At 47.0% G+C, this 24,510-nt stretch carries 17 protein-coding genes; 12 read left to right on the forward strand and 5 right to left on the reverse strand.

The window, feature by feature from the left end:
• Positions 1 to 12 precede the first annotated feature (12 nt).
• From IE104_RS05640 to IE104_RS05655, 4 genes are all read right to left on the reverse strand, one after another.
• Positions 13 to 2,274 carry a patatin-like phospholipase family protein gene (locus IE104_RS05640; RefSeq protein WP_189416593.1) on the reverse strand — a complete coding sequence of 754 codons (2,262 nt, stop codon included), beginning with the start codon at positions 2,272 to 2,274 and terminating at the stop codon, positions 13 to 15.
• Positions 2,275 to 2,301: 27 nt separating this feature from the next.
• Positions 2,302 to 2,886 carry a hypothetical protein gene (locus IE104_RS05645; RefSeq protein WP_189416595.1) on the reverse strand — a complete coding sequence of 195 codons (585 nt, stop codon included), beginning with the start codon at positions 2,884 to 2,886 and terminating at the stop codon, positions 2,302 to 2,304.
• A gap of 36 nt (positions 2,887 to 2,922) precedes the next feature.
• A complete protein-coding gene (locus IE104_RS05650) occupies positions 2,923 to 3,645 on the reverse strand; it encodes a TrmH family RNA methyltransferase (protein WP_189416596.1) in 723 nt (240 codons plus the stop codon).
• Positions 3,646 to 3,750: 105 nt separating this feature from the next.
• Entirely contained in the window at positions 3,751 to 5,367 is a 1,617-nt protein-coding gene (locus IE104_RS05655; RefSeq protein WP_189416598.1) for an NAD(P)/FAD-dependent oxidoreductase, read from the reverse strand.
• A gap of 328 nt (positions 5,368 to 5,695) precedes the next feature.
• Between IE104_RS05655 and IE104_RS05660 the strand changes: the two genes are divergently transcribed.
• The 7 genes from IE104_RS05660 (at position 5,696) to IE104_RS05690 (ending at position 16,701) form a co-directional block, all read left to right on the forward strand.
• Positions 5,696 to 7,177, forward strand: a complete 1,482-nt coding sequence (locus IE104_RS05660) for a tryptophan halogenase family protein (RefSeq protein ID WP_189416599.1) — start codon at positions 5,696 to 5,698, stop codon at positions 7,175 to 7,177.
• A gap of 409 nt (positions 7,178 to 7,586) precedes the next feature.
• Positions 7,587 to 10,199, forward strand: a complete 2,613-nt coding sequence (locus IE104_RS18970) for a carbohydrate-binding protein (protein WP_229837622.1) — start codon at positions 7,587 to 7,589, stop codon at positions 10,197 to 10,199.
• 30 nt (positions 10,200 to 10,229) lie between these two features.
• On the forward strand, positions 10,230 to 10,853 hold the full coding sequence (locus tag IE104_RS05670; protein ID WP_189416601.1) for a PEP-CTERM sorting domain-containing protein: 624 nt from the start codon (positions 10,230 to 10,232) through the stop codon (positions 10,851 to 10,853).
• Positions 10,854 to 10,984: 131 nt separating this feature from the next.
• Positions 10,985 to 11,605: a 23S rRNA (uridine(2552)-2'-O)-methyltransferase RlmE gene (gene rlmE / locus IE104_RS05675; RefSeq protein WP_189416603.1), complete on the forward strand. Its 621-nt coding sequence runs from the start codon at positions 10,985 to 10,987 to the stop codon at positions 11,603 to 11,605.
• Positions 11,606 to 11,802: 197 nt separating this feature from the next.
• Positions 11,803 to 12,954: an efflux RND transporter periplasmic adaptor subunit gene (locus IE104_RS05680; protein WP_189416604.1), complete on the forward strand. Its 1,152-nt coding sequence runs from the start codon at positions 11,803 to 11,805 to the stop codon at positions 12,952 to 12,954.
• A 5-nt stretch (positions 12,955 to 12,959) separates the two neighbouring features.
• Positions 12,960 to 16,160 (forward strand): efflux RND transporter permease subunit, encoded by a 3,201-nt coding sequence (locus IE104_RS05685; RefSeq protein WP_189416606.1) that lies wholly within the window; start codon positions 12,960 to 12,962, stop codon positions 16,158 to 16,160.
• A 103-nt stretch (positions 16,161 to 16,263) separates the two neighbouring features.
• Positions 16,264 to 16,701: a hypothetical protein gene (locus IE104_RS05690; protein ID WP_229837629.1), complete on the forward strand. Its 438-nt coding sequence runs from the start codon at positions 16,264 to 16,266 to the stop codon at positions 16,699 to 16,701.
• A 325-nt stretch (positions 16,702 to 17,026) separates the two neighbouring features.
• Here the strand turns inward: IE104_RS05690 and IE104_RS05695 are convergent, their stop codons facing one another.
• Positions 17,027 to 19,462 (reverse strand): BNR-4 repeat-containing protein, encoded by a 2,436-nt coding sequence (locus tag IE104_RS05695; RefSeq protein ID WP_189416608.1) that lies wholly within the window; start codon positions 19,460 to 19,462, stop codon positions 17,027 to 17,029.
• Between the two features lie 162 nt (positions 19,463 to 19,624).
• On the opposite strand from IE104_RS05695, the gene IE104_RS05700 reads away from it, so the two are divergent.
• The 5 genes from IE104_RS05700 to lysS all read left to right on the forward strand — a co-directional run bounded on the left by IE104_RS05700 (position 19,625) and on the right by lysS (position 24,498).
• On the forward strand, positions 19,625 to 20,479 hold the full coding sequence (locus IE104_RS05700; protein ID WP_229837631.1) for an AEC family transporter: 855 nt from the start codon (positions 19,625 to 19,627) through the stop codon (positions 20,477 to 20,479).
• 27 nt (positions 20,480 to 20,506) lie between these two features.
• Positions 20,507 to 21,367, forward strand: coding sequence for a formyltetrahydrofolate deformylase (purU, locus tag IE104_RS05705; protein ID WP_189416611.1), 861 nt, complete (start codon positions 20,507 to 20,509; stop codon positions 21,365 to 21,367).
• Positions 21,367 to 21,735: a DUF6164 family protein gene (locus IE104_RS05710; RefSeq protein WP_189416613.1), complete on the forward strand. Its 369-nt coding sequence runs from the start codon at positions 21,367 to 21,369 to the stop codon at positions 21,733 to 21,735. The genes purU and IE104_RS05710 overlap by 1 nt, the downstream gene beginning before the upstream one ends.
• Positions 21,736 to 21,859: 124 nt before the next feature.
• Positions 21,860 to 22,955 (forward strand): peptide chain release factor 2 gene (gene prfB / locus IE104_RS05715; RefSeq protein ID WP_189416614.1). Its coding sequence is split into 2 segments (ribosomal slippage): positions 21,860 to 21,931 and positions 21,933 to 22,955, totalling 1,095 coding nucleotides; the frame shifts between segments, so codons are not numbered across the junction.
• Positions 22,956 to 23,007: 52 nt separating this feature from the next.
• Positions 23,008 to 24,498 carry a lysine--tRNA ligase gene (gene lysS / locus IE104_RS05720; protein WP_189416616.1) on the forward strand — a complete coding sequence of 497 codons (1,491 nt, stop codon included), beginning with the start codon at positions 23,008 to 23,010 and terminating at the stop codon, positions 24,496 to 24,498.
• Positions 24,499 to 24,510 lie beyond the last annotated feature (12 nt).

The raw sequence follows: 24,510 nt of genomic DNA on the forward strand, positions 1-24,510 counted from the left end.
AGAAGGGCGCGCTTAGTGCGCGCCTACCTGCATATAAAGATTAAATTTTCCGTCATCCGCGAAACCTATGCCGAGATAAGCAGGGCCTAAAGGTGTTTCGCCACCTAAATAAATTACCGCAGAATTTAACCAGCCATCTGTTTCATCAAAAGTATAGGCATTTTTTAATTTAGCCGCTTCCAAACCCAAGCCCAAACGCAAATCTCCGTTAAATCCTAGCGGCATTCGGCCAATAATACGTTCACCGCGCAAGTGAGCGTAGAGCGCATTATCAGCAATAATTTGATTGCTTGCGAAGGCCGACAGGTTTAGAAAACCGCCAAGATAGGCAGCATCTACGGCAGGCAATTGTCCAAAGACTGAGCGAATGTAAGATGCCCGGCCTGCCAATACAAATTTATCGAGCGGGTAGGCGAAATTAAATTCGCTGCTTAATTTTCCGTAGCCTTCGTGGGTAGATTCAAAATAACTAATTTGAGTTGACCAACCGCGCGAGGGAAAATGCAAACGGTTGCGGCGATCAATATTTATATCAAATAAGCTGCCACCAAATTTGTCGTGGGAGTTCCCCAGTTCTACTGAGCTGAGGTCAGAGGTGCTTTTAATATCGTATTCGCGCCACGCAAATTTCATTTGACCAAAATTGCCCAGGTTTCTACCTAAGGCTAATTCAGACCAGGCGCGAACAACTTCATATTCGGCAATTTTTTCATCGTTTTGAAACACATTTACCATTTCGCTTTTACGATAAAGCGAAGGTTGTACAAAATAAGTTTGGCGGTAATTCAGTGGTTGATACAATTCAACTTCAAAACCAGGGTTGCTGCCGATATCCATGCTGCCAAAAAGCTCGCCACCGTGATGATTGATCCATGTACTGCGGTAGGCCGCGCGTAAATCGAAATTGGTGCCTTGGCGATATTCGTTGTTAATATCAAACCCAAAGATGAAATAATCCGAGCTCCATGTCGCTTCGCGGGCGTTAATTTTTAAGATGTTTTTTTCACCCGGCGACTCGATTGAATAATCCACATTTTCATAAAAGCCATCGCCGTAAAGCCGAATTAAATCTTGTTCAAGATTTTTAATGTCCAAAGGCTTTTGGATTTTCTGGCGAATGTGTTGCTTAATGTATTCGGGTGATTGATCTTTTAATGGGCTAATTGCAATTTCATCAATACGAATGGGCTCTTGGGAGCTTTTTTTGTCATGGCGCCAATCGGCGTATGCAGATTCGCTAACAGAATATTGTTTTAGCTTGTCGAGTTTTGCTTCTGCGGCTGCCTTGCCTATATCTGCCGCCGTTTTATAGCGTAAAAAATCCGCTGCCGAGAAATCGCCTAGTGCGGGCTCCAAATAAATATCTTGTGAACGCAAAGTAGAAATTGACTGTGCAACATTTTGCTTGGCCAAAATATCAATCATTTGCGTGGTAACGCTTAGCAGTGAATCAATTTCTTCGGCGGGTTTTAAGGGGGTTCCCACGTTCACCGCAATAATAATATCGGGGTTGCATAGCTCACGCGCCACGCCAACCGGCAAGTTATCCACCAAGCCGCCGTCTACTAATTTGTGGCCTTCGTAATCAATCGGCGTCATAAGCCCTGGCACAGACATGCTCGCTCGCATGGCCATGGGCAAGCTGCCTTTTTTGAACACAAATTTTTCACCCGTACCTATATCGGTTGCTACAAGCGCAAGTGGTATGGGCATTTCTTCAATATTACGAGCGGCGTAATCGGCGCCGACTAATAAGTTGAAAAACAATTTAATTTTTGTGCCGGCGATAACCCCAGGTTTAATTTGTACACCGCGTTTGGTCAAGCCTAATTCTGTGCCGGATAAAAAACGATTACTAACGCGCTTTTTACGAAACCCTAGCTGCGAATAATCGGCGGAATCGAGAAATAAATCAGTCCAATCTGCTTTGTTTAATTTTTCACGCATTTCTGCAGGTGAAAGACCTGCGGCATAAGCTCCTGCGGCAAGCCCACCCATACTGGTACCTACAACACAGGCGAGTGGAATGCGTTCACGTTCAAGCACTTCGAGTACGCCAATATGCGCAGCACCGCGTGCGCCACCGCCGCCCAACACTAATGCAATGCGTGGCGCGCGCTGGTCATGTTGTTGTGATTCAAAGGATTGCTTTTCAATAGATTGTTGGGCAAGGGCAGGGTAGTGAACAAGTCCACCCAATAAAAAAAAGAATAAGGCGACCCAATTAAGCTTCTGCTTTGCGCGAATATTTTTCTTCCAGTAACGACAGTCCACAATTGTTCCTGTAAAAATTCTAAATATTTATGGGTAAGATCTAATGAGCCTTTGGCTTTCGTAAGACTCTGGATAACGGCGAGCTTCAATTTTATAGTAGGCGCGCAGTAAGTCCGCTTCTATACCAATTTTTCCACGGGCTTCTTTAATGCTGAGATGGGCTAGTGAAGGGTAATCGACTTTATTGAGTGGCTGGCAGTTGGAGATGTAACCGAGCCTGACGGCATCTTTATAAATTTGAAAATCTTCGTCGCTAAAACGATAGTTCTTGGGGTAAAAATGTTTGGTGAATAAGCCGTAAAGTTTTTCTTCCCATTCGCCCACTTGCTTGGTCGAACCCATGGTAAAGCCGATGACAAAAGCTTCGTCTTTGGGTAATACGCCTCGGCCTAATAAAATATGAATGTAATCGTGAGTGGCAAGATCAGTTGCGCCAGAAAAAATATCTATGCCCGGTAAATCGTATTTGGGGTTTTCGACCAATTGCACCAGCAGCGGAATCGACTCTTGCTGCAATGCAATTGCTTTCATTTGTGCATAGGCCTCCGCAAGAGTTTGTTGGTCCTCATGCAGGGGAATGAGCCATTCGCGTACTTGCTTGGGTAAACTCATAGTGTTGTCCTTAGTGAATGCCCTTTAATCCATTTGCTAACGTACTAATTCATAAGCGCACATGTTAACGGCAGAGGCCAGGTTGAGCGAATCAATTGCGCCACAGCCTGGAATATTGAATGAGTGAAAGCAAATGTCTTTTAATAAATCGTCTGGCAATCCGCGCGCTTCGTTACCAAATAAATAACAGTCGTAATCTTTGAAGGAAACTTCACTGACTTTATCGCCATGCATATGCAAGCAGGCAATTTTGTTAAAACGTTTGCCGATTTCTGCGATTGAAACGTCTAGCTCCATGGGTAAATGAAATATGGCGCCCATGCTTGAGCGAACAACTTTTGGGTTATAGGGGTCAACAGAATTAGGGCTGAGCAGCAAACGAAAATTTCCAAACCACGCAAGTGTGCGCACAATAGTGCCGAGATTGCCGGGGTCTTGTACTTCGTGTAAATAAATCGCGCGCTCTGTATTTTGCGCAGCAGACGCCGCTGGTAAGAAGGGTACTATAGCCAAAATTCCCTGTGGAGTTTTGGTGTCAGAAACTTGCGACATTTGTTTTTCAGTGATGACGTTTTTTCTAAACTCGCTCGGCCAATCCGCATAAGCTTCGGTAATATAAAGCTCGCTTTTTTTCAGCTCCGGAATTTTTTCAGCAGCTTTTTGCAACTCAAGCACAAGATGTTCACCCTCAACCAAAAAATGGCCGAGTTCTTCGCGGTATTTTTTTTGCTGAAGTTTTTTTACGTCGTCGAGTTTCATAGTTTTTTGCCATGTGGGCACAATGGTGCTGACTTTTAAATCATTATTTTCGTTTAAAGCAACATCCGCATCCGTGCGGAGGATTACATTAGTTTTGGGTGGTGATTAAGCTAAGTCTTCCAACATGGCTTTAGCCACCGCTTCTGCAACTTTAATCCCATCCACGCCCGCAGACAAAATTCCGCCTGCATAACCTGCACCTTCACCGGCAGGATACAAACCACGCGTATTTAAACTTTGCAGGCTTTCATTGTCACGTGTAATGCGTACGGGCGATGAAGTTCGAGTTTCAATGCCGGTGAGAATCGCATCGTCGCGATCAAAGCCGCGAATTTGTTTACCGAACTCTGGTAGTGCTTCGCGGATTGCATCAATAACGTATTTGGGGAGTGATGGATTCAAATCACCCAAGCGCACGCCGGGTTTATAAGAAGGTTCAACTTCGCCGAATTCGCTGGAGGCTTTGTTGCGAATAAAATCGCCCACCAATTGGCCGGGTGCACAATAATCGCTGCCGCCTAATATGTAGGCCGTGGACTCAAGTTTCTCTTGAAATTCAACGCCAGCAAGCGGGCCGCCGGGGAAATCGTCTTCCGGTGTAATGCCAACCACAATACCCGCATTGGCATTGCGCTCATTGCGCGAATATTGACTCATGCCGTTAGTAACAACGCGTTCTGGTTCTGACGTTGCGGCAACCACTGTTCCACCGGGGCACATGCAAAAGCTGTAAACCGCGCGGCCATTTTTTGCGTGATACACGAGCTTGTAATCTGCTGCGCCTAATTCCGGATGGCCCGCATATTTGCCGAGTCTTGCCTTATCAATCAGAGATTGCGGGTGTTCGATACGGAAACCAACTGCAAAGGGTTTTGCTTCTACATATACGCCGCGCTCGTGGATTTTTCTAAAAGTATCGCGAGAACTGTGACCGAGTGCGAGCACGACATAGCGGCTGCGAATTTCTTCGCCGTTTGCGAGAGTTACACCTTGCATACGGCCATCTTCAATAATGAAATCGGTCACTTTGCTTTCAAAGCGAACTTCGCCACCGAGCGCGCGAATTTCTTCGCGCATGGTGGAAACTACGCCGGTCAAACGAAAAGTCCCAATATGCGGTTTACTCACATACATGATTTCTTCGGGCGCGCCGGCACGAACAAATTCGTGCATCACTTTGCGGCCGTAGAATTTCGGGTCTTTGATTTGGCTGTAAAGTTTTCCATCCGAAAATAAACCCGCGCCACCTTCACCAAACTGCACGTTGGATTCTGGAGTGAGCACCTTGTTGCGCCAAAGCGCCCAGGTATCTTTAGTGCGGGCGCGAACGTCTTTGCCGCGCTCGAACACAATAGGTTTGAAACCCATTTGGGCGAGCAAAAGGGCGGCGAATAATCCGCAAGGGCCAAAACCTATAACTAACGGGCGCTCGGTCAAATTGGCAGGTGCCTGGCCAACGGGGTAATAGTTGGTGTCGGGAGCGGGGCGCACGTGAGTGTCATCGTTAAAGCGGGCGAGAATTCGCTCTTCGTTGTTGGCTTTTAAATCGATGATGTAAACGAATTTGATTTCGCTGTTTTTCTTGCGTGCGTCGTAACTGCGTTTGAAGACGGTAAAGTCGAGCAGCTCGGCATCTTTGATTTTTAGGCGTTCAATTATGGCTTTGCGTAGGGCTTCAGCGGGATGATCAAGCGGCAAAGCGAGTTCGGTAATGCGAATCATGGCTGGGTTCCTGGCCGGTTGATCCGGCAGAGGTAAATTGAAAGGCCATTTTACGCAGGTTGGCACTCCAGGTCACCATATCTTCCTCGAACACTGATAGCTGATCTGTATGAGCCTGTTTAAATCCGGCGTAATTGCCTAATCGCAATAGCTAAAAGTGATGGCTTTTGGGTTGTGCGCACAAATGCTATTGAAGTAAAAACGCGGTCGCTCATTGCCAAGGCTCAATCAGCTCGCGTTTGCTTTTCCTTTGTCGAAGAGGAATGCAAGTTCCGCGAATAGGTGTAATGGGCATAGATGTTTATTTCAGTTGCTTTCAGAGGCGTATATGTCCCAAAAAATAAAAAAAGTCGTTATTGCTGGAGGAGGAACCTCGGGCTGGTGTACTGCTGTGGCGTTATCGCGTCAATTTGGCACTTTGCTGGATATCACCTTAATCGAGTCTGCCGAGATTGGTACTGTGGGCGTAGGTGAAGCCACCTTTCCCACCATTAATTCATTCCATAAGATTAACGGCATTGATGAGCAGGAATTTTTGACGGCTACCCGCGGCACCATTAAGTTGGCCATCTCTTTTGAAAACTGGGGCCGTAAGGGTGACAAATATATTCATCCATTTGGCTCAGTTGGAAAGCCTAGCTGGATTGGTGGTTTTTATCATTATTGGTTGGCGGCTAAAGCTCGTGGTTATGAAGGCGAGCTTGAAGATTTGTGCTTTGAGCGGCAGGCAGCAAAAGCTCATAAGTTTGCCCTAATGGAGAATCCCAGACTCAACTATGCCTATCACTTTGATGCGAGTCTTTATGCGAAATTTCTACGCAAGCTCAGCGAGGAAAAAGGCGTTAAGCGCCTTGACGGAAAAATTGTTGAGGTTAAGCAGCATCCAGATACCGGCTTTATCAAGTCTGTTGTTCTGGAGTCCGGTGTCAGCATTGAAGGTGACCTATTTATCGACTGCACAGGATTTCGCGGTTTGCTAATCGAGCAGACCTTAAAGGCCGGTTATGAAAATTGGGGTCATTGGTTGCGTAACGATAGCGCCGTGGCCTTGCAGACAGAGTTTTCCGGTGATATTCCTCCCTACACCCGTGCTATCGCCCATGACGCCGGCTGGCAATGGAAAATTCCCTTGCAGCATCGTCAGGGGACGGGCCATGTTTATTCCAGTGCGTATATTTCTGATGAGGATGCTCGTAACACCTTACTCAATAATTTGGATGGCGATATTCGGGTAGAACTTCGTTTGCTCAAATTTAATACCGGGCGCCGCAAACAAGCTTGGGTAAAAAATTGTGTTGCCGTAGGTTTGGCGGGTGGATTTATCGAGCCTCTGGAATCGACCAGTATTCACCTTATCCAGATGGGTATAACCAGACTGTTGCAGCTGTTTCCCTTTGAGGGATGTAACGAGCATTTGATTCGCCGCTACAACGAACAATCGCGTGCGGAATACGAGGAAACTCGCGACTTTATCATCCTGCATTACAAGGCAACGGAACGCGACGATACTCCTTATTGGAGAGATTGCCGGGACATGGTGATTCCAGATTCTTTAGCAGGAAGGATTGAACTGTTTAAGGAAACCGGTCACTTGTACCAGGGGCCTAATGATATTTTCAGTGTAGATTCCTGGTTGCAGGTGCTCATGGGTCAGCGGATAGAACCTCGCAGTTATCATCACGCCCCGCACGTCATTAGTGATGAAGAAATCCGTGCTGGCCTTGATAGCATGAGATCAAAAATTGCAGAGGCTGTTGAAAAAGTCCCGTCGCACACTGACTTTCTAAAATCCTACTGTGCGATAAGTTAATCCCTGCCAAGTTGAATCGGCCTGATTCGAAGAACCAGTAAGCTGGACTCGAATTAGGCTGGTTCGCCATTCGATATATCTAAATTCTGCGTTAACGGCTTTTTGACGCATTCCCTTATTAGGCTTGGTTGTAACGCTATGGTGCCACCTTGTTGGCACAAACCTGAACCATCCCACGTTCCAGTTTTCCCTAAATCTGGGACGAACTTGATCTCTTCAAAATGACATTGTGCTGCGGCTGCGCGCACAGGTCTCCATCACCCAATTTCAAAAAATTACTCCGGCGGTTCTCCATGCCCCTGGGCGCATCCAGCATACAAAAAGGCGTACCCCGGTCAATAAAACATAAAAAAGTCAGCGGACTACACCTGGGTTTAATAAAAATAATCACCATACGAGGTTCGATAAAATGAGCAGATACAAAAATAATTTTTTGGCCAGAGCGCGGCTTGCCGTACTGGCTGGCGCTATGGCGCTGACGGGGGCATCTGTTACGGCAGATGTGTTAAACCCGGTTGTAGGCCCGCTTTTATACGAAGAGAATTTTAATACGCTGGATTCCGCAGTGTGGAACTCCATTGATAGCGATGGCTGCAGCATCGGCTTGTGCGGTTGGGGTAACCAGGAGCTGGAATACTACCGCCCGGGTAACCTCAGTATTGATAACGTACCTTTCGAGCCGGGCACTAAAGCTTTGGCATTCCAGGCTCGTCGTGAAGCTTTTGGTGGCAAGCCTTTTACCTCAGGCAAAGTGACTACCGAAGGTAAGTTGCAAGTGAAATACGGTTTGGTTGAATTCCGTATGAGCACGCCGCAAGTGGGCACAGGTTTGTGGCCTGCAGGCTGGATGTTGGGCACCACTTTGGCAACCTGGCCAGCAAAAGGCGAGTTGGACATTATGGAGATGGGGCATCGCTTGTCTTCCATGATTCCATTAGGTTCAGATATTAATAGCTACACCGCTTCCAACGCGATTTTCTATGCGTCTGCTGCTTGTGTTCCGGGCAATGAATCTTGTGCGGCCTCTACTGCATGGCAAACCAAAAACTCTTACGTAGCAAGCACTCCGCTGACTAACCGTTTTGTGGTTTACCGCATGTATTGGACGGATACCCAAATTCGTTTCACCGTTGTGGATAACGGCGTTGAGCACGACATGTATGCAGCGCCAATTCCTGTTGGGGGCGAGTCATCTGAATTCCAGGCTCCGTTCTACTTCCTCTTTAACCTCGCTGTTGGTGGTAACTTCACCGATGCCGCTAACGACGCCCAAGTGACTGCGCCTTTACCAGCCAAGATGTACCTCGATTACGTTCGCGTTTACCAATTGAATGGTTTGGGTGAAGTAAAACTTGGTAACCAAACGCAAAAAGAAACCGGCACTTTCGGTGTATTCACTGATGCAAATGTCACCAACAAACAAGAAATTGGTGGCAGTGCTGATTTGTGGGTTTGGAACCCGGCTTCGCTCAGTGCTGGTACTACACCTCCAGCTGAAGGCGCAAATGTAATTGCCTGGAACTACACCGCGCCGCAATGGTTTGGTGCTGGTATTGCTTCCCGTCAGCCACGCGATATGAGCAACTTTGGCAACGGTAGTTTGAAATTCAAAATCAAAATCCCTGCGAATGTTGGTTTCAAAATTGGTATTGCAGATACTTACACTAACGAGAAGTGGGTGAACTTCCCCGCTAACACGACTGCGTATGGTTTGGTTCGCAACGGCGATTGGGCGCAAGCAACAATTCCACTGTCAGAAATTCGCGGCATTAACGCGCTGCAATCCATGTCGCAATTGTTCATGATCGCAAGTCTTGATCCAACACCTGGCAGCAATTTCCCATTGGCGATTGACGATATCGTATGGGATTGCGGTAGCGATGCAGTTTGTCAATCAAGCGGTTCTTCTTCATCTGGTTCTTCTTCGTCATCAGGCGGTGTTGTTTCTAGCAGCTCTTCATCTGTTGCAAGTTCAACTGCTACCAGCTCAAGCAGTTCATCGGTTGTGAGCAGTGTTGTTGCTTCTTCTAGTTCAAGCAGTGCTGCAACTTCTTCCAGCAGTTCATCTTCCAGTGCCGCTGCATTTGAGTGGTTCGTACAAGCAGAAAGTTTTGTTGCAACTTCAGGCGTACAAGTGATTAGCACGCAAGATGCTGGTGGTGGTCAAAACGTGAATAACGTAGGTGCCGGCAATTGGATGGCTTTCGCTGGTTTGAATGTTCCAAGCTCTGGCGTTTATCAAATTGAATACCGTGTGGCGAGCCCGGCTGCAACTATGTTCTCGTCTGATTTAAACGGCGGCTCAATTGTATTGGGCAACGTAAGTGTGCCAGCAACTGGCGGCAGTCAAACCTGGACCACCATCACTCAAGTTGTGAATTTGAATGCAGGTTCTTACAGCTTTGGTATTTACGCTCAGCAAGGTGGTTGGAGCTTGAATTGGTTCCGCATTACCAAAGTGACGGGTTCGTCTAGCAGTTCTTCTGTTGCGAGCAGTGTTGCGAGTTCATCTTCAAGCAGTGTTGCAAGCTCAAGTGCTTCTTCAACGTCCAGTGAATATGGCTACACACCTTTGTCGAGCAGCAGCCTTAAATTCTACGTGAATAATGCAATCTGGGCGGATATTCATTACATCGTAAATAACGAAGGCCAACAAAATATCCGCATGACTCACAACGTTGATAACACCAACGTATTTACGCTCAGCAATATTCCAGCGGGTGCCACCGTGAAATATTTCTTCACTGTTGGGCCATTGGTGAATGGTGCCTTTGATACGCCTTGGCAAACATTGAGTTTGGGTGGTGCTAGCTCGAGTTCAAGCTCATCTGCTGCGCCTTTGATGTGTGATGTCAACAACAGTAAAACAGTTGATATAGATGATATCGACATGATTCTCGCGCGCAAAAATACTCCGGTACAAGGCGCAAGTCCGTTCGATGTGAATAAGGATGGCGTTATCAATGTGCTGGACTCGCGCGCTTGCGTACTCAAGTGTACGAAGTTGTCGTGTGCTCGCTAACATCTAAAAATAAATTCAGGAATCATAAAAATGAAACTATTAATAAAAGCTCTGATTAAAAAAATTCTGGCAGTAGGTGTGTTGGGTTTGTTCGCATCCAGCGCCTACGCAACACCGGTATTATCTTTTGGTAATTCCGGCAGCAATCTTGCGCAGTGGTACAATGTTGGCGATACGGTTTCGCTCGATTTGTGGGTATCAGGTTTGGATGGCACTGATGGAGATGGATTGGGCGGTGTAGATTTTGCCGGCTTTGATATGAATTTGTCTTTCAATGGCGCTGTAACGGGCTATCAAAATACCAGCTTTAGCTCAGACCTGGATGACTCGCTGTTTTACGGTCTTTCCTCCAATCCGACATCCAGCAATAGCCTAAACCTTTCTGGTTTATCGCTCTCCTGGGATTTATCTGGCCAGGCCAGTGCATTGAAACTCTTTACGCTGGTATTTACGGCAGGTCAGGCAGGAACCAGCACCATTAAGCTAGACGATTTTCTGTTGTCGGATTCGTGGGGTCTGGATTTTGCCAGCAGCAGTTACCTGGCTGAAATTACCGTAAAAGATCGCCCAGCCTCTGTACCCGAGCCAAGCACTTTGATGTTGTTCTTAAGTGCCTTGGGTGTAATGGCTGTGCGTCGTCGCAAGCTCATATAAAGTTAAGTTTTAGTGAGTCAAAAAGGCGAATCTTTGCGGGTTCGCCTTTTTTTATACCTTTGTTTGGAGTGGCTAACAGCTTACAATTAGCGTCTTATCGCAATATCGCCCTTTAGTGAGTTGTTTTACCCATGGCTCGATCAAAAAGTAGTAACCGTTGGCTGGAAGAACATGTCAATGATCCCTATGTGAAACGCGCCCAGGTTGATGGCTACCGCGCGCGCGCGGCTTACAAGCTTATCGAGCTGAACGAAAAGGACAAACTTATAAGGCCCGGTCATTTGGTGGTAGATCTTGGCTCGGCCCCCGGTAGCTGGTCGCAAATTGCCGGCCGCATGGTGGGGGTGAAGGGGCGGGTAGTGGCTTCAGATATTCTGCCGATGGATTCCCTCGAAAACGTTGACTTTATACAGGGCGACTTTACCGAGGAGTCGGTGTTCAACCAGATTATGGAATTGCTTGGCGGTAATAAAGCCGATGTTGTTATTTCTGATATGGCGCCTAATATTAGCGGCGTAGATGCGGCAGATCAGGCCTCGTCCATGTATTTGGTTGAACTTGCGTTAGACATGGCGCGCTCGGTATTAAAGCCAAAAGGCGATTTTGTCGCCAAGGTTTTTCATGGCGAGGGCTATGATGATTACGTAAAGGAAGTACGTACCAGCTTTGACAAAGTGGTTATCCGTAAACCCGACGCGTCGCGTCCACGCTCCCGCGAAGTCTATGTGGTCGGTAAGGGTTTTAAGGGGTAGGGCTTCTGTTGGAAGCTGCGCTCATTGTCGTTTTGCTGGACCTTCTCGCTACTTGCATTTTCTTTGCTTAATTCTTTACACATCCACACAATTAAATTCATACAGGTGCATCTAAACTGCACTCTTATGCCGTCTAAAAAACCAATGACGTATCACCGAAACCTTTTTTACCACAATTGATTTATTAAGGAATTGCTATGCCGAATAAAACGCTTATTGCTTTGGGCCTGGCGGCACTCTTGTCTGCCTGCGGTGCATCCAAAGAGGCGCCTTCCAAAGAAACCAAGCAAGCCATGCTTGTTGTAAAGGAAGATTTGGTCACCATCTCGTCCAGCCGCGTTGCCTCTGGCCCCATTATCTCCGGTTCTTTGGAAGCCAAAAAGCAAGCCGATTTGCGCGCTGAGGTATCGGCCATAGTGGTGCAGGTGCTTAAGGATAACGGTGATAAGGTTCAGGCAGGCGATTTGCTCGTGCGCCTTGACGATACGATTTATCGCCAGGCCTTAATCTCCTCACAAGAAGCAGAGCGCGCAGCCCAACAAAGTTTTGATCAGGCTGAGCGTCAATTTAATCGCTTGAAGGCTCTTTCTACCAGCGGAGCAGTTTCCACCCAAGCCAGGGAAGATGCCGAACTGCGCCGTAACGCAGCGCAAAGTGAGCTTGCGGCTGCCCGCGCTCGTCTTGCACAGGATACCCAACAGCTCGCCCGCACCCAGGTTCGTGCACCTTTCGCTGGTGTTGTAGGTAATCGTGAAGCATCCAATGGCGATACCGCACAGGTAGGCAAGGCCTTACTCAAAGTGATTGACCCTAGCAGTATTCGTTTCGAAGGGTTTGTGCCTTCTGATCAAATCCAGCATGTCAAAGTAGGCCAAGCCGTTAATTTTTATGTGAACGGTTCGCGTGACCTTATGCACGAAGGCAAAGTTGAGCGCATCAATCCTGTTGCCGATACCAGCACTCGTCAGGTAGGTGTTCAGGTCAGCTTGAAAGACACCAAAAACCTAACCGTAGGTTTGTTCGCTGAAGGTCGCGTACAAAGTCTTACCGAACAAAGTTTAACTATTCCTGAAACGAGTTTGGTACAGCAGGGCGATCACGCTTATATCTGGCGTGTGCAACAAGGCAAGCTTAATAAGGTTGAAATCCAGCTGGGCACGCGCGATGTTCAGTCCGGTGATTTTGCCATCAAATCAGGATTGAACGAGGGAGATACCATTCTCCGCCACCCACGTGGCATTTTGGTTGATGGAGCGCTTGTAAGCGTTGAGAAAACGCCGGCTAATACTGCTAAATCTGCCATGAACGCCAAGCCGGCTGTTGCCCCTTCTGCTAAGAAGGAGGGTTAAAACCCATGTTCTTATCTGATTTTAGTATCAAGCGTCCGCTGGTGACTGTGGTATTGGTTATCGGTTTGATGGCGATTGGCTGGCTTGCATTAGGCAAGTTGCGTGTTAACGAACGGCCTGATGTTGCGCCACCTGTGTTGCGTATCACTATTCCATACCCTGGTGCTTCGCCGGAAACGGTTGAACGGGAAATTGTTGATCGACTTGAAAAAGCCATGCAGGGAATTCCAGGCGTGCATCAAATGCGCGCCTGGGCTAACGAAAGCAATGCGAGCTTTAGCATTGAATTTGAATTCAACAAAAATTTAATTGAAGCGGCGGATGAAGTTCGCAACTCAATTGCAAGTGTGCGCTACAAATTACCGATTGAAATGCGCGAACCGATTATCAGCCGGGTTGATCCTGATTCATGGCCCATTATGTCGCTGTCTTTATCTTCAGAAAGCCAGAGTCATATTGAACTATCCATTCTGGCGGAAAAAGAAATTGGCGATCGTTTGCGAGCAATCCCCGGTGTTGCCATTATTAATGTTTCCGGTGATTTGCGGCGCGAACTTTCGGTGTTGTTGCGCAGCGAAAAATTGCGCGCGCACAATATTTCTGTGGTTGAAGTTCAACGTAGCTTGCAGAGCCAAAACCTCACGGCGCCGGGCGGAAAAATCCAGGGCGATCTTGAAGACCGCAGTATTCGTTTGCTTGGGCGCCTCGCCACACCTGCAGATTTTGGCAACATAGTGCTTAAGCGCAATGGCAATGAAGTTTTGCGTTTGAGCGATGTTGCAGACGTTGTTGATGGCAACGCCGAACAAAACAGTATCAGTTTGTACAACGGCCACGTTTCTGTGGGCATTAACGTTATACGTACGCGTGAAGCGAGCACAGTGTCAGTTTCAAAAGCTGTTCGCAAAGAATTAACTGAAATTCGAAAAACGCTAAAACCCGGTACTCTCATTGAAATTGCGAACGATGGGGGTGAGTGGGCTGAATCAAGTTTGAATAACGTTATTGAAGCGCTAATTCTCGGTGCAGGTTTAACCATATTTGTGGTTTACGCGTTTTTGAATTCGTGGCGCTCTACTTTAATTACTGCACTTGCTTTACCAACCTCTGTACTCGCTGCATTTATTGCGGTTTGGTTGTTCGGCTTTTCGCTCAATTTTATGACGCTACTTGGATTGTCTTTGGCAATTGGTGTATTAATCGACGATGCGATTGTGGTGCGTGAAAATATTGTGCGGCACATGGAACGTGGGTCAGATCGTGTTACTGCATCGCGCGAAGGTACAAAAGAAATTGGCTTGGCCGTAATGGCAACCACTTTTTCTATAGTTGCTGTATTTATTCCCGTTGCCTTTATGAGCGGCGGCCCCGGTCAATGGTTTAAACCTTTTGCATTAACAGTTGTTGCATCTGTTTTAGTGTCCTTGTTAATTTCGTTTTCGCTCGACCCTATGTTGTCATCGCGTTGGGGTGATCCGGTTGGATATCAACATCAACCTAAACGCGGGTTTAGCGCATTGTTAAAACGTTTTAATGAATGGTTTGATCATCAAGCAGATCGTTACACCAATGTTATTCGCTGGGCTTTGGGTCATAGACGCTCCATGGCGGGCATTGCTATCGCCAGTTTGGTAGCTGCCTTGGCTTTACAATCTGTTAAAGGCGGTACCAGCTTTTTACCCGCGGCAGACAACGGTCAATTGGTTGTGAATATTCGTTTGCCCTCCGGCGCCAGCCTTGAATATGCGCGTATTAAAACCGAACAAGCTGCTGAAATAGCGCGCAGACTTCCTGAAGTTAAATCTGTTTTTAGCGATATCAGACGCAACAACAGTCGCCTTGATATTGATATCGATAAGCCGAGTTCACGCAAGAGAACTGCCGCAGAAATTGCAAAAGAATTGCGTACCAATACCAATCGTTTGGTTGGTGCTGAATACACCGTTCAGGACGATACTAGTAACGGCGGTGATAAACCTGTACGCATCAATTTCTACGGACAAGACTCGCGTAAATTGATGGAAATTACCGAGTCCTTTATGAGTGACTTGCGTAAAGTGAAAGGCGCTGTCGATGTTGGTCTCGCCGATCAGGATGCTATGCCGGAATTGCAAATTGAATTGGACCGCGGTTTGGCAAATAGCTTGGGTATTGTAATGAGCGATGCGGCACAAGCTTTGCGTCTTGCCTTCGCGGGTACCGAAGTGGGCGATTGGGTAGACCCCAATGGTGAAACTCGCGATGTAGCTATCAGGCTTCACCCTGATGACCGCGCAGACGCTTTGGCGTTGGCTCGTTTACCGCTGGTTCCCGGTGGTAGTAATTCCGTGGTTCCTCTGGAGCAAATTGCAAATATTCGTATGGACAAAGCGCCTTCGCGTATCGCGCACTCAGACGGTAAGCGTACCGTGACGGTTACCGCTAACGTTGAAGGCGCAAACCAGGGGCAGGTGATTGACGAAGCCATGAAGCTCACCAAGGCTATAGATTTCCCTCCCGGCTACGGCATTCAATTGCGCGGAGCAGGTCAGGATCAACAAATACTGTTCAGCGCCATGCTTACTGCGCTCCTTTCAGGTATTGCCTTAATGTATTTTATTTTGGTGATTCAGTTTGGTTCTTTCCTCGCACCAGTTCCGGTAATGATGAGTTTGCCTTTAAGTTTAATTGGTGTGGTAATCGCGCTGGTTTCAACGGGGCATACGCTCAACCTCATGAGTTTTATCGGCATCATTATGTTGATGGGATTGGTCGCGAAAAATGCAATCTTGCTTCTCGATTGCGCGCGCGCTAAAGAGAAAGAAGGCTTTAGTCGTGAAGAAGCTTTGATGTACGCAGGCCGCTCGCGTTTGCGTCCAATTTTAATGACAACATTCGCATTGATTGCGGGTATGTTGCCTGTAGCAATTGGAATGGGTGAGGGCGGCGAGTTCTATCAACCACTCGCAGTAGCGATTATCGGCGGAACCATTACCTCAACAATTTTAACGCTGTTAATGATTCCAACTTTTTACGATAGTATCGAAATTGCCCGCGATCGCTTGGTTAAAAAATTCCACCGCCGTGCCAACGAGCGCGGAACTTTTGCAAGCGGTGTAATTACTGCGGTAGAAACAATCCTTACCTTAGTATTTGTACGTTTAATTTATCGCTTGATAATGCGCGTGTGGGGAATGCGAGCTGCGCGCTCGGTTGCCGCACATTAGTTGATTCGATGAGTGAGTTAAAAATAAAGCCGCAATAGCGGCTTTATTTTTTTGTTTAAGTACCTGCAAGCTTGAGTGTGGTGATGAATGTGTAAAGGAGTTAATGTTGAAATTTAATGTGCAAGAAAAGTTTTTAATTGCGGGGGGTACGATTGCTGGGCTCGCGGCTATTTGGCATTTACTGATGATTGTCGGTGGTCCTGAGTGGTATGCTTTTGCCAGGGCACCCCAATACATTGTCGAGTCCGCAAAAGCAAAAACATTCGTTGCACCTCTAGGCGCTGTGGCGATAGCGATTTTAATGTTCACTTGCACTGCTTACGCATTCTCCGGTGCGGGTTTAATAAGGAAAATTCCGTTATTAAAATCAGCACTGACAACAGTGGCCTTAATTTGCTTGGTTCGTGGGCTCTATATTTCTCCTTTATTTTATTCGGTAAAAAAATTAGGTGTATGGCATCTAACAGCAAGTGCAGTTTGGTTTTTTGTCGGAGTTTGTTTTTTAATCGGTACAATAAATCAATTTGTTGTTAAGAAATAATAGAAAACGAGCGCGAGGTGCACAACGGTTACATCTTATTTCGCCTCTTGGCGAGTCACTTTTCTTTGTCTCGCCAAAGAAAAGTAACCCAAAGAAACGCGACCCATCTCGCACCTATTCCTCGGCAACTGCTCCTGCGTTGCTCTACCTCCTGCATCCATGCAGTCGTGCGCGCTTCAGAAAATCGCTGTCGTTCCGACGCGACATCCATGTCGCGTAGTCACTAAAACAAACTTCCTGTTTGTTTTACACCGATTTTCTTCCAGTGCTCGGGGTGCTCGCGTGGGATGGTGGAGCAAAAGCGAAAAACAACAAGCAAAAGCAATTACTGTTTGGCCAATCCATAAACCTCACTCGCTGCCATCAAAAACGCACCTGTTGCAAAAGGTTCTGAATGGCTTGGATCAAACCCGTGAGGTGCTGCGCCAATCGGTTGTACGTCTTCTAATTTGCCTTCGCTAGTTACGCTGGTGGTTAACGAATTCCACGCTTTAATCACTGCAGGTTTGTAAGTTTTCTCATCAAGCACTTTATGATTTAAACCCCACGCCAATGCATAAGTAATAAATGCAGTACCGCTGGTTTCGCGGGCGGTGTGGGTTTGTGGATCTAAAATACCGGGGCGCCAGAGGCCGTCTGGTTGTTGTGCGCGTAAAAATGCGGCAGCCATTTCTTTAAATTGTGCGTGATAGCGTGGGTAATCCGGGTGATCTTTTGGGAAGTGTTCCAACACTTGTACCAAGCCTGCAACTGACCAACCGGTGCCGCGTGCCCAGTGAATGGTTTTGCCATTGCGTTCGCGCATATCTAAATAAGATTCATCGCGAAAGTACATTCCAATTGCGGGGCGATAAAGTCTTTCTGTCGTTGCCCACCATTCTTTGTTCATAAAATCCAAATAGCGTTTATCGTTTGTGACTTCATACATTAACAACCAACTCATTGGCCCCATAAATAAAGCATCGCTCCAACTCCAGCGGTCGCGATCATTCGGTGAAGCCCAATCTAGCGATGATGTTGCAGGGTTTGCGAGTAGGTAATCCAAACGCGCTTTGGAGGGCGCAATCATTTCGGGCTTTTTATATTTCATGTAGAGATGCAAATAAGCCTGCATGACGCAGTGGTCATCGGCATCGTAAATTCTGTCGTGCGGTTGCCAATTAATTTTTTCAGCTTGCGCTAGCATTTTTGCTTCCAAATCCAGCTTTGGAATTTTGCGTGCTGCATAAATATTGCCGAGATAAAAAGGTGCGAATGTCCATGCTTTGGGGTCGTAATCCCAACCACTTGGAAAATTTTTCCACTGCCAATCCGCAGTTTGTTGCGCAATTTTTGCGATAGCTTTTTTGCGTAGTGGCGAATTTAAATTCGCAGGAATAGGTTGCTCAGGTGTTGGGTGCAACGCTTGATGGCGTTCCCAATTAGTATTCCAGGCGAGCAATGCAATTGGCGATGCAAGTTGGCTTGCTGCTTGGTCATTGCCGTCTAACTGCTGCACGTTTTGAATCAACATTTGCGCTTGTCCCATACGGCTCCATTGAATGGGGTCAAGTGATGGTTCCCACGCGCCAACACTATCTTTGGTGAGTAAGTGTTCTGTCCACACCGGCTTTTCCAGATTATCGATGGTTGCGGCAGTTACTTGCCCACGAGCGTTACGATAAATCAAATGCACCCATGAACCTTTCCAACCGTTTTCTACCAATAAAGCAGCGCGTGAAATGGGCGGATGTTTCGTACCCTTACCGTTCAAGCTGAAGTTTTCCGCCGCCTCTGGTCCTGCAATGGTTTGCCATTTTCCTTTATCGCCATAAACCACATGAAAGCGCGGTTTGCTATTCGCGGTTGGTGACCAATAGGAGGCGATAAAAGGGCGGCCACTATTGTCGATGGCAACGACAGGTGGATTCATTAAGTTGGAGTTCTGCGGGATTTTCAGCGCGTAATCTGCATTAGCTTGGGTAATAGGAAGCTTGAGTGTTTTGCCATCTAATCCTGTCCAGTTAATGCCGCCATCGATGGAGCGGGCATAAGCCAAGTCATGATTGCTGGCGACATCCGGTGTTTCTCGCCAAATCCAGGCGAGATGCAAACCGCCTTTTTTATCGACATTCATATCCCAATAAGCATTGCGTTTACCCTGGCCTTCGATCAATGAACTCTGAACACGCTGCCATTGTTGGGTTTTAGTGATGTAGCGATTCATCACCAGATTGCCGTTGCCGGAACCACCGTCGCGATATTGGAAGAGCAAATCACCATCGGGCAGGCGATAAAACTGGGGATAGGTGACGCTTTGCTCTTGCTTGCCGAGCATGGCTTGTGATTCACCAAGTTCAAGGCTGCCCGCAGTTTTGCTGCGAGCGTAGTTAAGCTTGTTGTTGTGGTGATCCCAACTTACATGCAAAAAGCCAGCACCATCAACTACGAGGCTAATGTGATTGTGAGCGTCTTTAACATTGCCTTTGTGTCCGGTGTTTTGGGTTTGCCATGTGTCCTCGCCGATGCGACGTTTAGCGAGCATCAAGCTATCATCGGCACCATAGTAAGCGGCATATTGGTAAATACTTTCGGTAAACAGGGTTTGATGCACACCGGCCAGCACATTGACCGAGCTGCCCGCCCAGGCTTGGGAGTCCAACGGGATAATTCGAGCGGTTGAGTCCGCTTCCAAGCTGAAGCTCGCATGGCTTATCAAAAGGCCTGCGCTGAGTAAGAGGGTGGTTACGCAAGTTGGCAGTTTATGGGAGAACAATTTCATAGCCTGTTCCTGTCATAGAGAGTTCCTGGGTTAAATTTTTATTTTGAGGTTACGGGGCTAAGTCTAGCAGGCTGTTAAGGAGAGTTTTTGCTAGACTGCGCGCCTGAATTTATCTTGAGCTAACTAATGTTTAACGAACTCTTCGCCATCCTAGCGCCCATTATGATTACAACCGGAGTGGGTTATGTGTGGGGTAAAAGTGGCGCCGAATTTCCTACCGAGTTTATTTCCCGCATCGTCATGAATATAGGCACTCCATGTTTAATCATAGGTGTAATGGCCAAAGTTGAAGTAAAACCTGAGGTTATGGGCGGGGTTGCCTTAGGTACGGCGCTGGTTATGTTGTTTATGGGTTTGATTGGTTGGCTATGGCTCAGGCTGGTTAAACTGCAAGTTGCGACTTATCTTCCACCGCTGATTTTTCCCAATAATGGCAATATGGGCTTGCCTCTGTGTTTATTCGCATTTGGGCAAACCGGGCTCGCTTTAGCCTTGGGCTCTTTCATGGTAATGATGGTTGCTACCTTCACGGTCGGTTTATTTTTAGTGGCCGAAGGCGGCTGGCGCGACCGGATAATGTCTGTTGCCAAACAGCCAGTCATTTATTCTATGGCCGTTGCGGTTATTCTGTTTGTCACTGATACCGCTCTGCCGCGCTGGGTCAGTAATACCGTAGATTTAATCGGCGGTATCGCAATCCCCCTGATGACAATTGCGCTCGGTGTCTCACTGGCAAGTTTAAAAATCCGTTTTTTAAAGCGAAGCATCGCATTTAGCCTGGCAAGGGTGTTCGGTGGCCTCTCGCTCGGTTATATTGTCTGCCATCTTTTAGGCCTAACGGGAGTGTCCCGTGCGGTTGTTCTCTTGCAGTCAGCCATGCCTATTGCGGTATTTAATTATTTGCTCGCGCTGCGTTACAACCGGCAACCGCAGGAAATAGCGGCCATGGTCTTGGTATCCACGCTTATTGCTTTTGCAGGCTTGCCATTTTTATTGGCGATCTTGTTGAATGTTTAATTGATCATAAAAATCGAAGAGTCATTTATGTCTGGCGTACAAGAAATTGTTTTAACCTTTAGCTGTCAGGATTCCAAAGGCATAGTTGCTGCAGTCGCTACTTTGTTCGCAACCCTGGGTTTTAATATTAAAGAGTCTTCGCAATTCGAAGATGTGGAACAGCGTCGCTTTTTTATGCGCACCGTATTCGAGTGCCCAACGGGCTACAACCTCAGCCAAATCCGTTCACTGTTTAAACCCTTGGGTGAACAGTATCAAATGGAATGGCAAATATCTGACGCGCACGTAAAACCGCGCGTGTTAATTGCAGTATCCCAATGGGGCCACTGCTTAAATGCCTTGTTGAATTCGTGGAAAAATGGCTCGCTGCCAATTGATATTGTGGGTGTGGTTTCCAATCACAATGTGATGCGCGATTTAACCGAATGGTATCAATTGCCATTTCATTATTTGCCCATTACATCCTCAACAAAAGCAGAGCAAGAAGCGCAGCTTTGGCAATTAATGCAAGATTTGCAGGCAGATTTTTTAGTGCTCGCGCGCTACATGCAAATTTTGTCGGATGATCTTTGCCAAAAATTGAATGGCCGTGCAATCAATATTCACCACTCATTTTTGCCCGGTTTTAAAGGCGCTAAGCCCTACCATCAAGCATTTGATCGCGGCGTAAAACTCATTGGCGCCACTGCACATTTCGTGACGGCAGATTTGGATGAAGGTCCGATTATCGAGCAAGCCGTTGAACGTGTATCACATATTAATTCGCCAGAAGATATGGCAGAGATTGGTCGTGATACTGAAGCAGTTGTGTTGAACCGCGCAGTGCGTTGGCATGCGGAACATCGCGTATTGTTGAATGGCAGTAAGACGGTAGTGTTTTCTAAATAATGACAATCCTTTTATTTAAACTACAAAACGTTCCCGACGATGAAGCTGCCGACGTGCGGGAGCTTCTTGCCGGGAATGATATCTATTTCTACGAAACCCATGCTGGCTTTTGGCGATTAGGAATCGACGCCTTATGGTTGCCAGACGATACAAATCTTGAGCGCGCGCGTGAATTAATTCGCGTATATCAAGCTGAGCGTACGGCTAACCAACAAAAAATTTATGCTGATTTGGTAGAACAGGGTCAGGCGCCCACGCTCTGGCAAAACTTTTTGTTATCTCCCTTGCGGTTTATCGCACTCATCATTGCGGTGTTTTTTATATTGACCCTGACCCTCGCTCCTTTCGGGTTTATGGGTAAACACTGATAACTGTTGTAACCCGCAAGTCATTTGGCCTAAACGGCCATCTCATGTAGAATGCCCGCCTCGCAATTTTTAGCCCCAAACCATGTATTTTGGGGCACAAACTAAGGCAACTTTACGCATTACCATGGAAATCAACCCGCTTTTAAACGCCCTGAAAGACCTCACTGAGCGCACCAATGTGCTTAGGGGGTATCTTTGACTATGCCACCAAAAAAGAACGCTTAACGGAAGTTGAGCTGGAGCTTGGTGAATCCAACGTCTGGGAAAACCCGGAACGCGCCCAAACCCTCGGCCGCGAACGCTCAAGCCTCGAAAACGTCGTAAAAACCATTGATGACCTTGATACCGGTGTAGCGGATTGCCGCGAACTGCTGGATATGGCCGTTGAAGAAAACGACGAAGACAGCGTTGCCGATGTTCAATCTGAAATCGACCGCCTTGATCAACAACTTGCCGCGCTAGAATTCCGCCGCATGTTCTCCAACGAGATGGACCCCAACAACGCTTATCTGGATATCCAATCTGGTTCCGGCGGTACCGAAGCGCAAGATTGGGCCGAAATGGTATTGCGTATGTACTTGCGCTGGGGTGAAGCCAAAGGTTTCAAAGTTACGCTGGAAGAATGCTCTGCCGGTGATGTAGCCGGTATTAAAAGTGCGACTATTCGCTACGAAGGTGAATACGCGTTTGGTTGGTTGCGCACCGAAACTGGCGTGCATCGTTTAGTGCGTAAATCGCCGTTCGATTCCGGCAACCGTCGTCACACATCTTTCTGTTCTGTTTTTGTGTCACCAGAAATTGACGACAATATCGAAATTGATATCAACCCATCTGACCTGCGTATCGATACTTATCGCGCGAGTGGAGCAGGTGGTCAGCACGTAAACAAAACCGATTCGGCGGTACGTATTACGCACATCCCAACCAACATTGTTGTGCAATGCCAAAACGAACGTTCACAACACGCGAACCGTGATCAAGCGTACAAAATGCTGCGCGCAAAAATGTACGAACACGAAATGCAAAAACGCAACGCTGAAAAACAAGCCATGGAAGACAGTAAATCTGACATTGGTTGGGGCAGCCAAATTCGCTCATACGTGTTAGACGACTCGCGCATTAAAGATTTGCGCACTAGCGTTCAAACCAGTAACTGCCAGGCCGTATTAGACGGCGCACTCGACCAATTTATGGTTGAGAGTTTGAAGGCCGGTTTGTAATTAATTTTCGATTTATTTTTAATTTACTTTAGCAATTATCACAGTGATGACTATGACTACCGAAAATACTTCAGTACAAGCGCAAGACGAAAACAAACTTATTGCCGAACGTCGCAGCAAGCTTGATGCAATTCGTGAAAAGGGTAATGCCTTTCCTAATGACTTTAAACCATCTAATAAAAGTCAGGAATTGCAAACTGCGTTTGGCGAAAAAACTAAAGAAGAATTGGAAGCATTGAATCATGTGGTAAGCGTTGCTGGCCGTATTATGGCAAAGCGCGGTCCGTTCCTGGTATTGCAAGATGGCAACGGCAGCATTCAGCTGTATGCCGACAAGGCGGCGCAAGAAGTAATTAAAGATAAATGGGGCGTGTGGGACATCGGCGATATCGTTGGTGTAAAAGGCGCACTGCACAAATCAGGTAAAGGTGATTTGTACGTAAATTTGGAAGAGTATCAATTGCTCACCAAAGGTTTGCGTCCATTGCCCGATAAATATCACGGCTTGAGCGATCAGGAAATTCGCTACCGTCAACGCTATGTGGATTTGATTGTAAATCCAGAAGTTCGTGACACTTTCCGTTTGCGTTCACAGTGCATCAATTTCATTCGTCAATACATGGTTGGCCGTGACTTCATGGAAGTTGAAACTCCAATGCTGCACGTAATTCCTGGCGGCGCATCTGCAAAACCATTTATCACGCATCACAATGCTTTAGATATGGAAATGTTTTTGCGTATCGCACCAGAGCTTTATTTAAAGCGTTTGGTAGTTGGTGGTTTCGAGCGCGTATTTGAAATCAACCGCAACTTCCGCAACGAAGGTGTCTCAACTCGCCACAATCCAGAATTCACCATGATGGAATTCTATCAAGCTTATGCCGACTACAAAGACTTGATGGATTTGACTGAAGATATGCTGCGCAAAATGTGTCAGGAAGTGATGGGCACTACCACGCTGAAATATCAGGAAAGCGAATACGATTTTGGTAAACCATTCACTCGCTTGACCATGTTTGATTCCGTGTTGCATTACAACCCGCAAATCACTGCAGAACAATTAAGCACGGTAGAAGGTGCAACCAAAGCCGCAGAAGCCTTAGGTTTAAAAATTAAAGCGGGCACTGCACTCGGTAAAATCCAAACCGAAATTTTTGAAGAAACCGTTGAGCACAAATTGGATCAGCCGACGTTCATTACCGAATATCCAATCGAGATTTCACCACTCGCACGCCGCAGCGATCACAATCCCGCAGTAACAGACCGCTTCGAATTTTTCATCGGCGGACGTGAGTTGGCAAATGGCTTCTCAGAGTTAAACGACGCTGAAGACCAAGCCGAACGTTTCATGCAACAAGTTCGCGAAAAAGACGCAGGCGATGATGAAGCCATGCACTACGATGCAGACTTCGTTCGCGCATTAGAATACGGTTTGCCACCAACTGCTGGCCAAGGCATAGGTATCGACCGCTTGATTATGCTGTTTGCCAATGCACCATCTATTAGAGATGTACTGTTATTCCCGCATATGCGTCCTGAATAATATGATAAAAAA

Origin of the sequence: Cellvibrio zantedeschiae (assembly GCF_014652535.1) — a bacterium.
In the GTDB taxonomy this organism is placed as follows: Bacteria; Pseudomonadota; Gammaproteobacteria; order Pseudomonadales; family Cellvibrionaceae; genus Cellvibrio; species Cellvibrio zantedeschiae.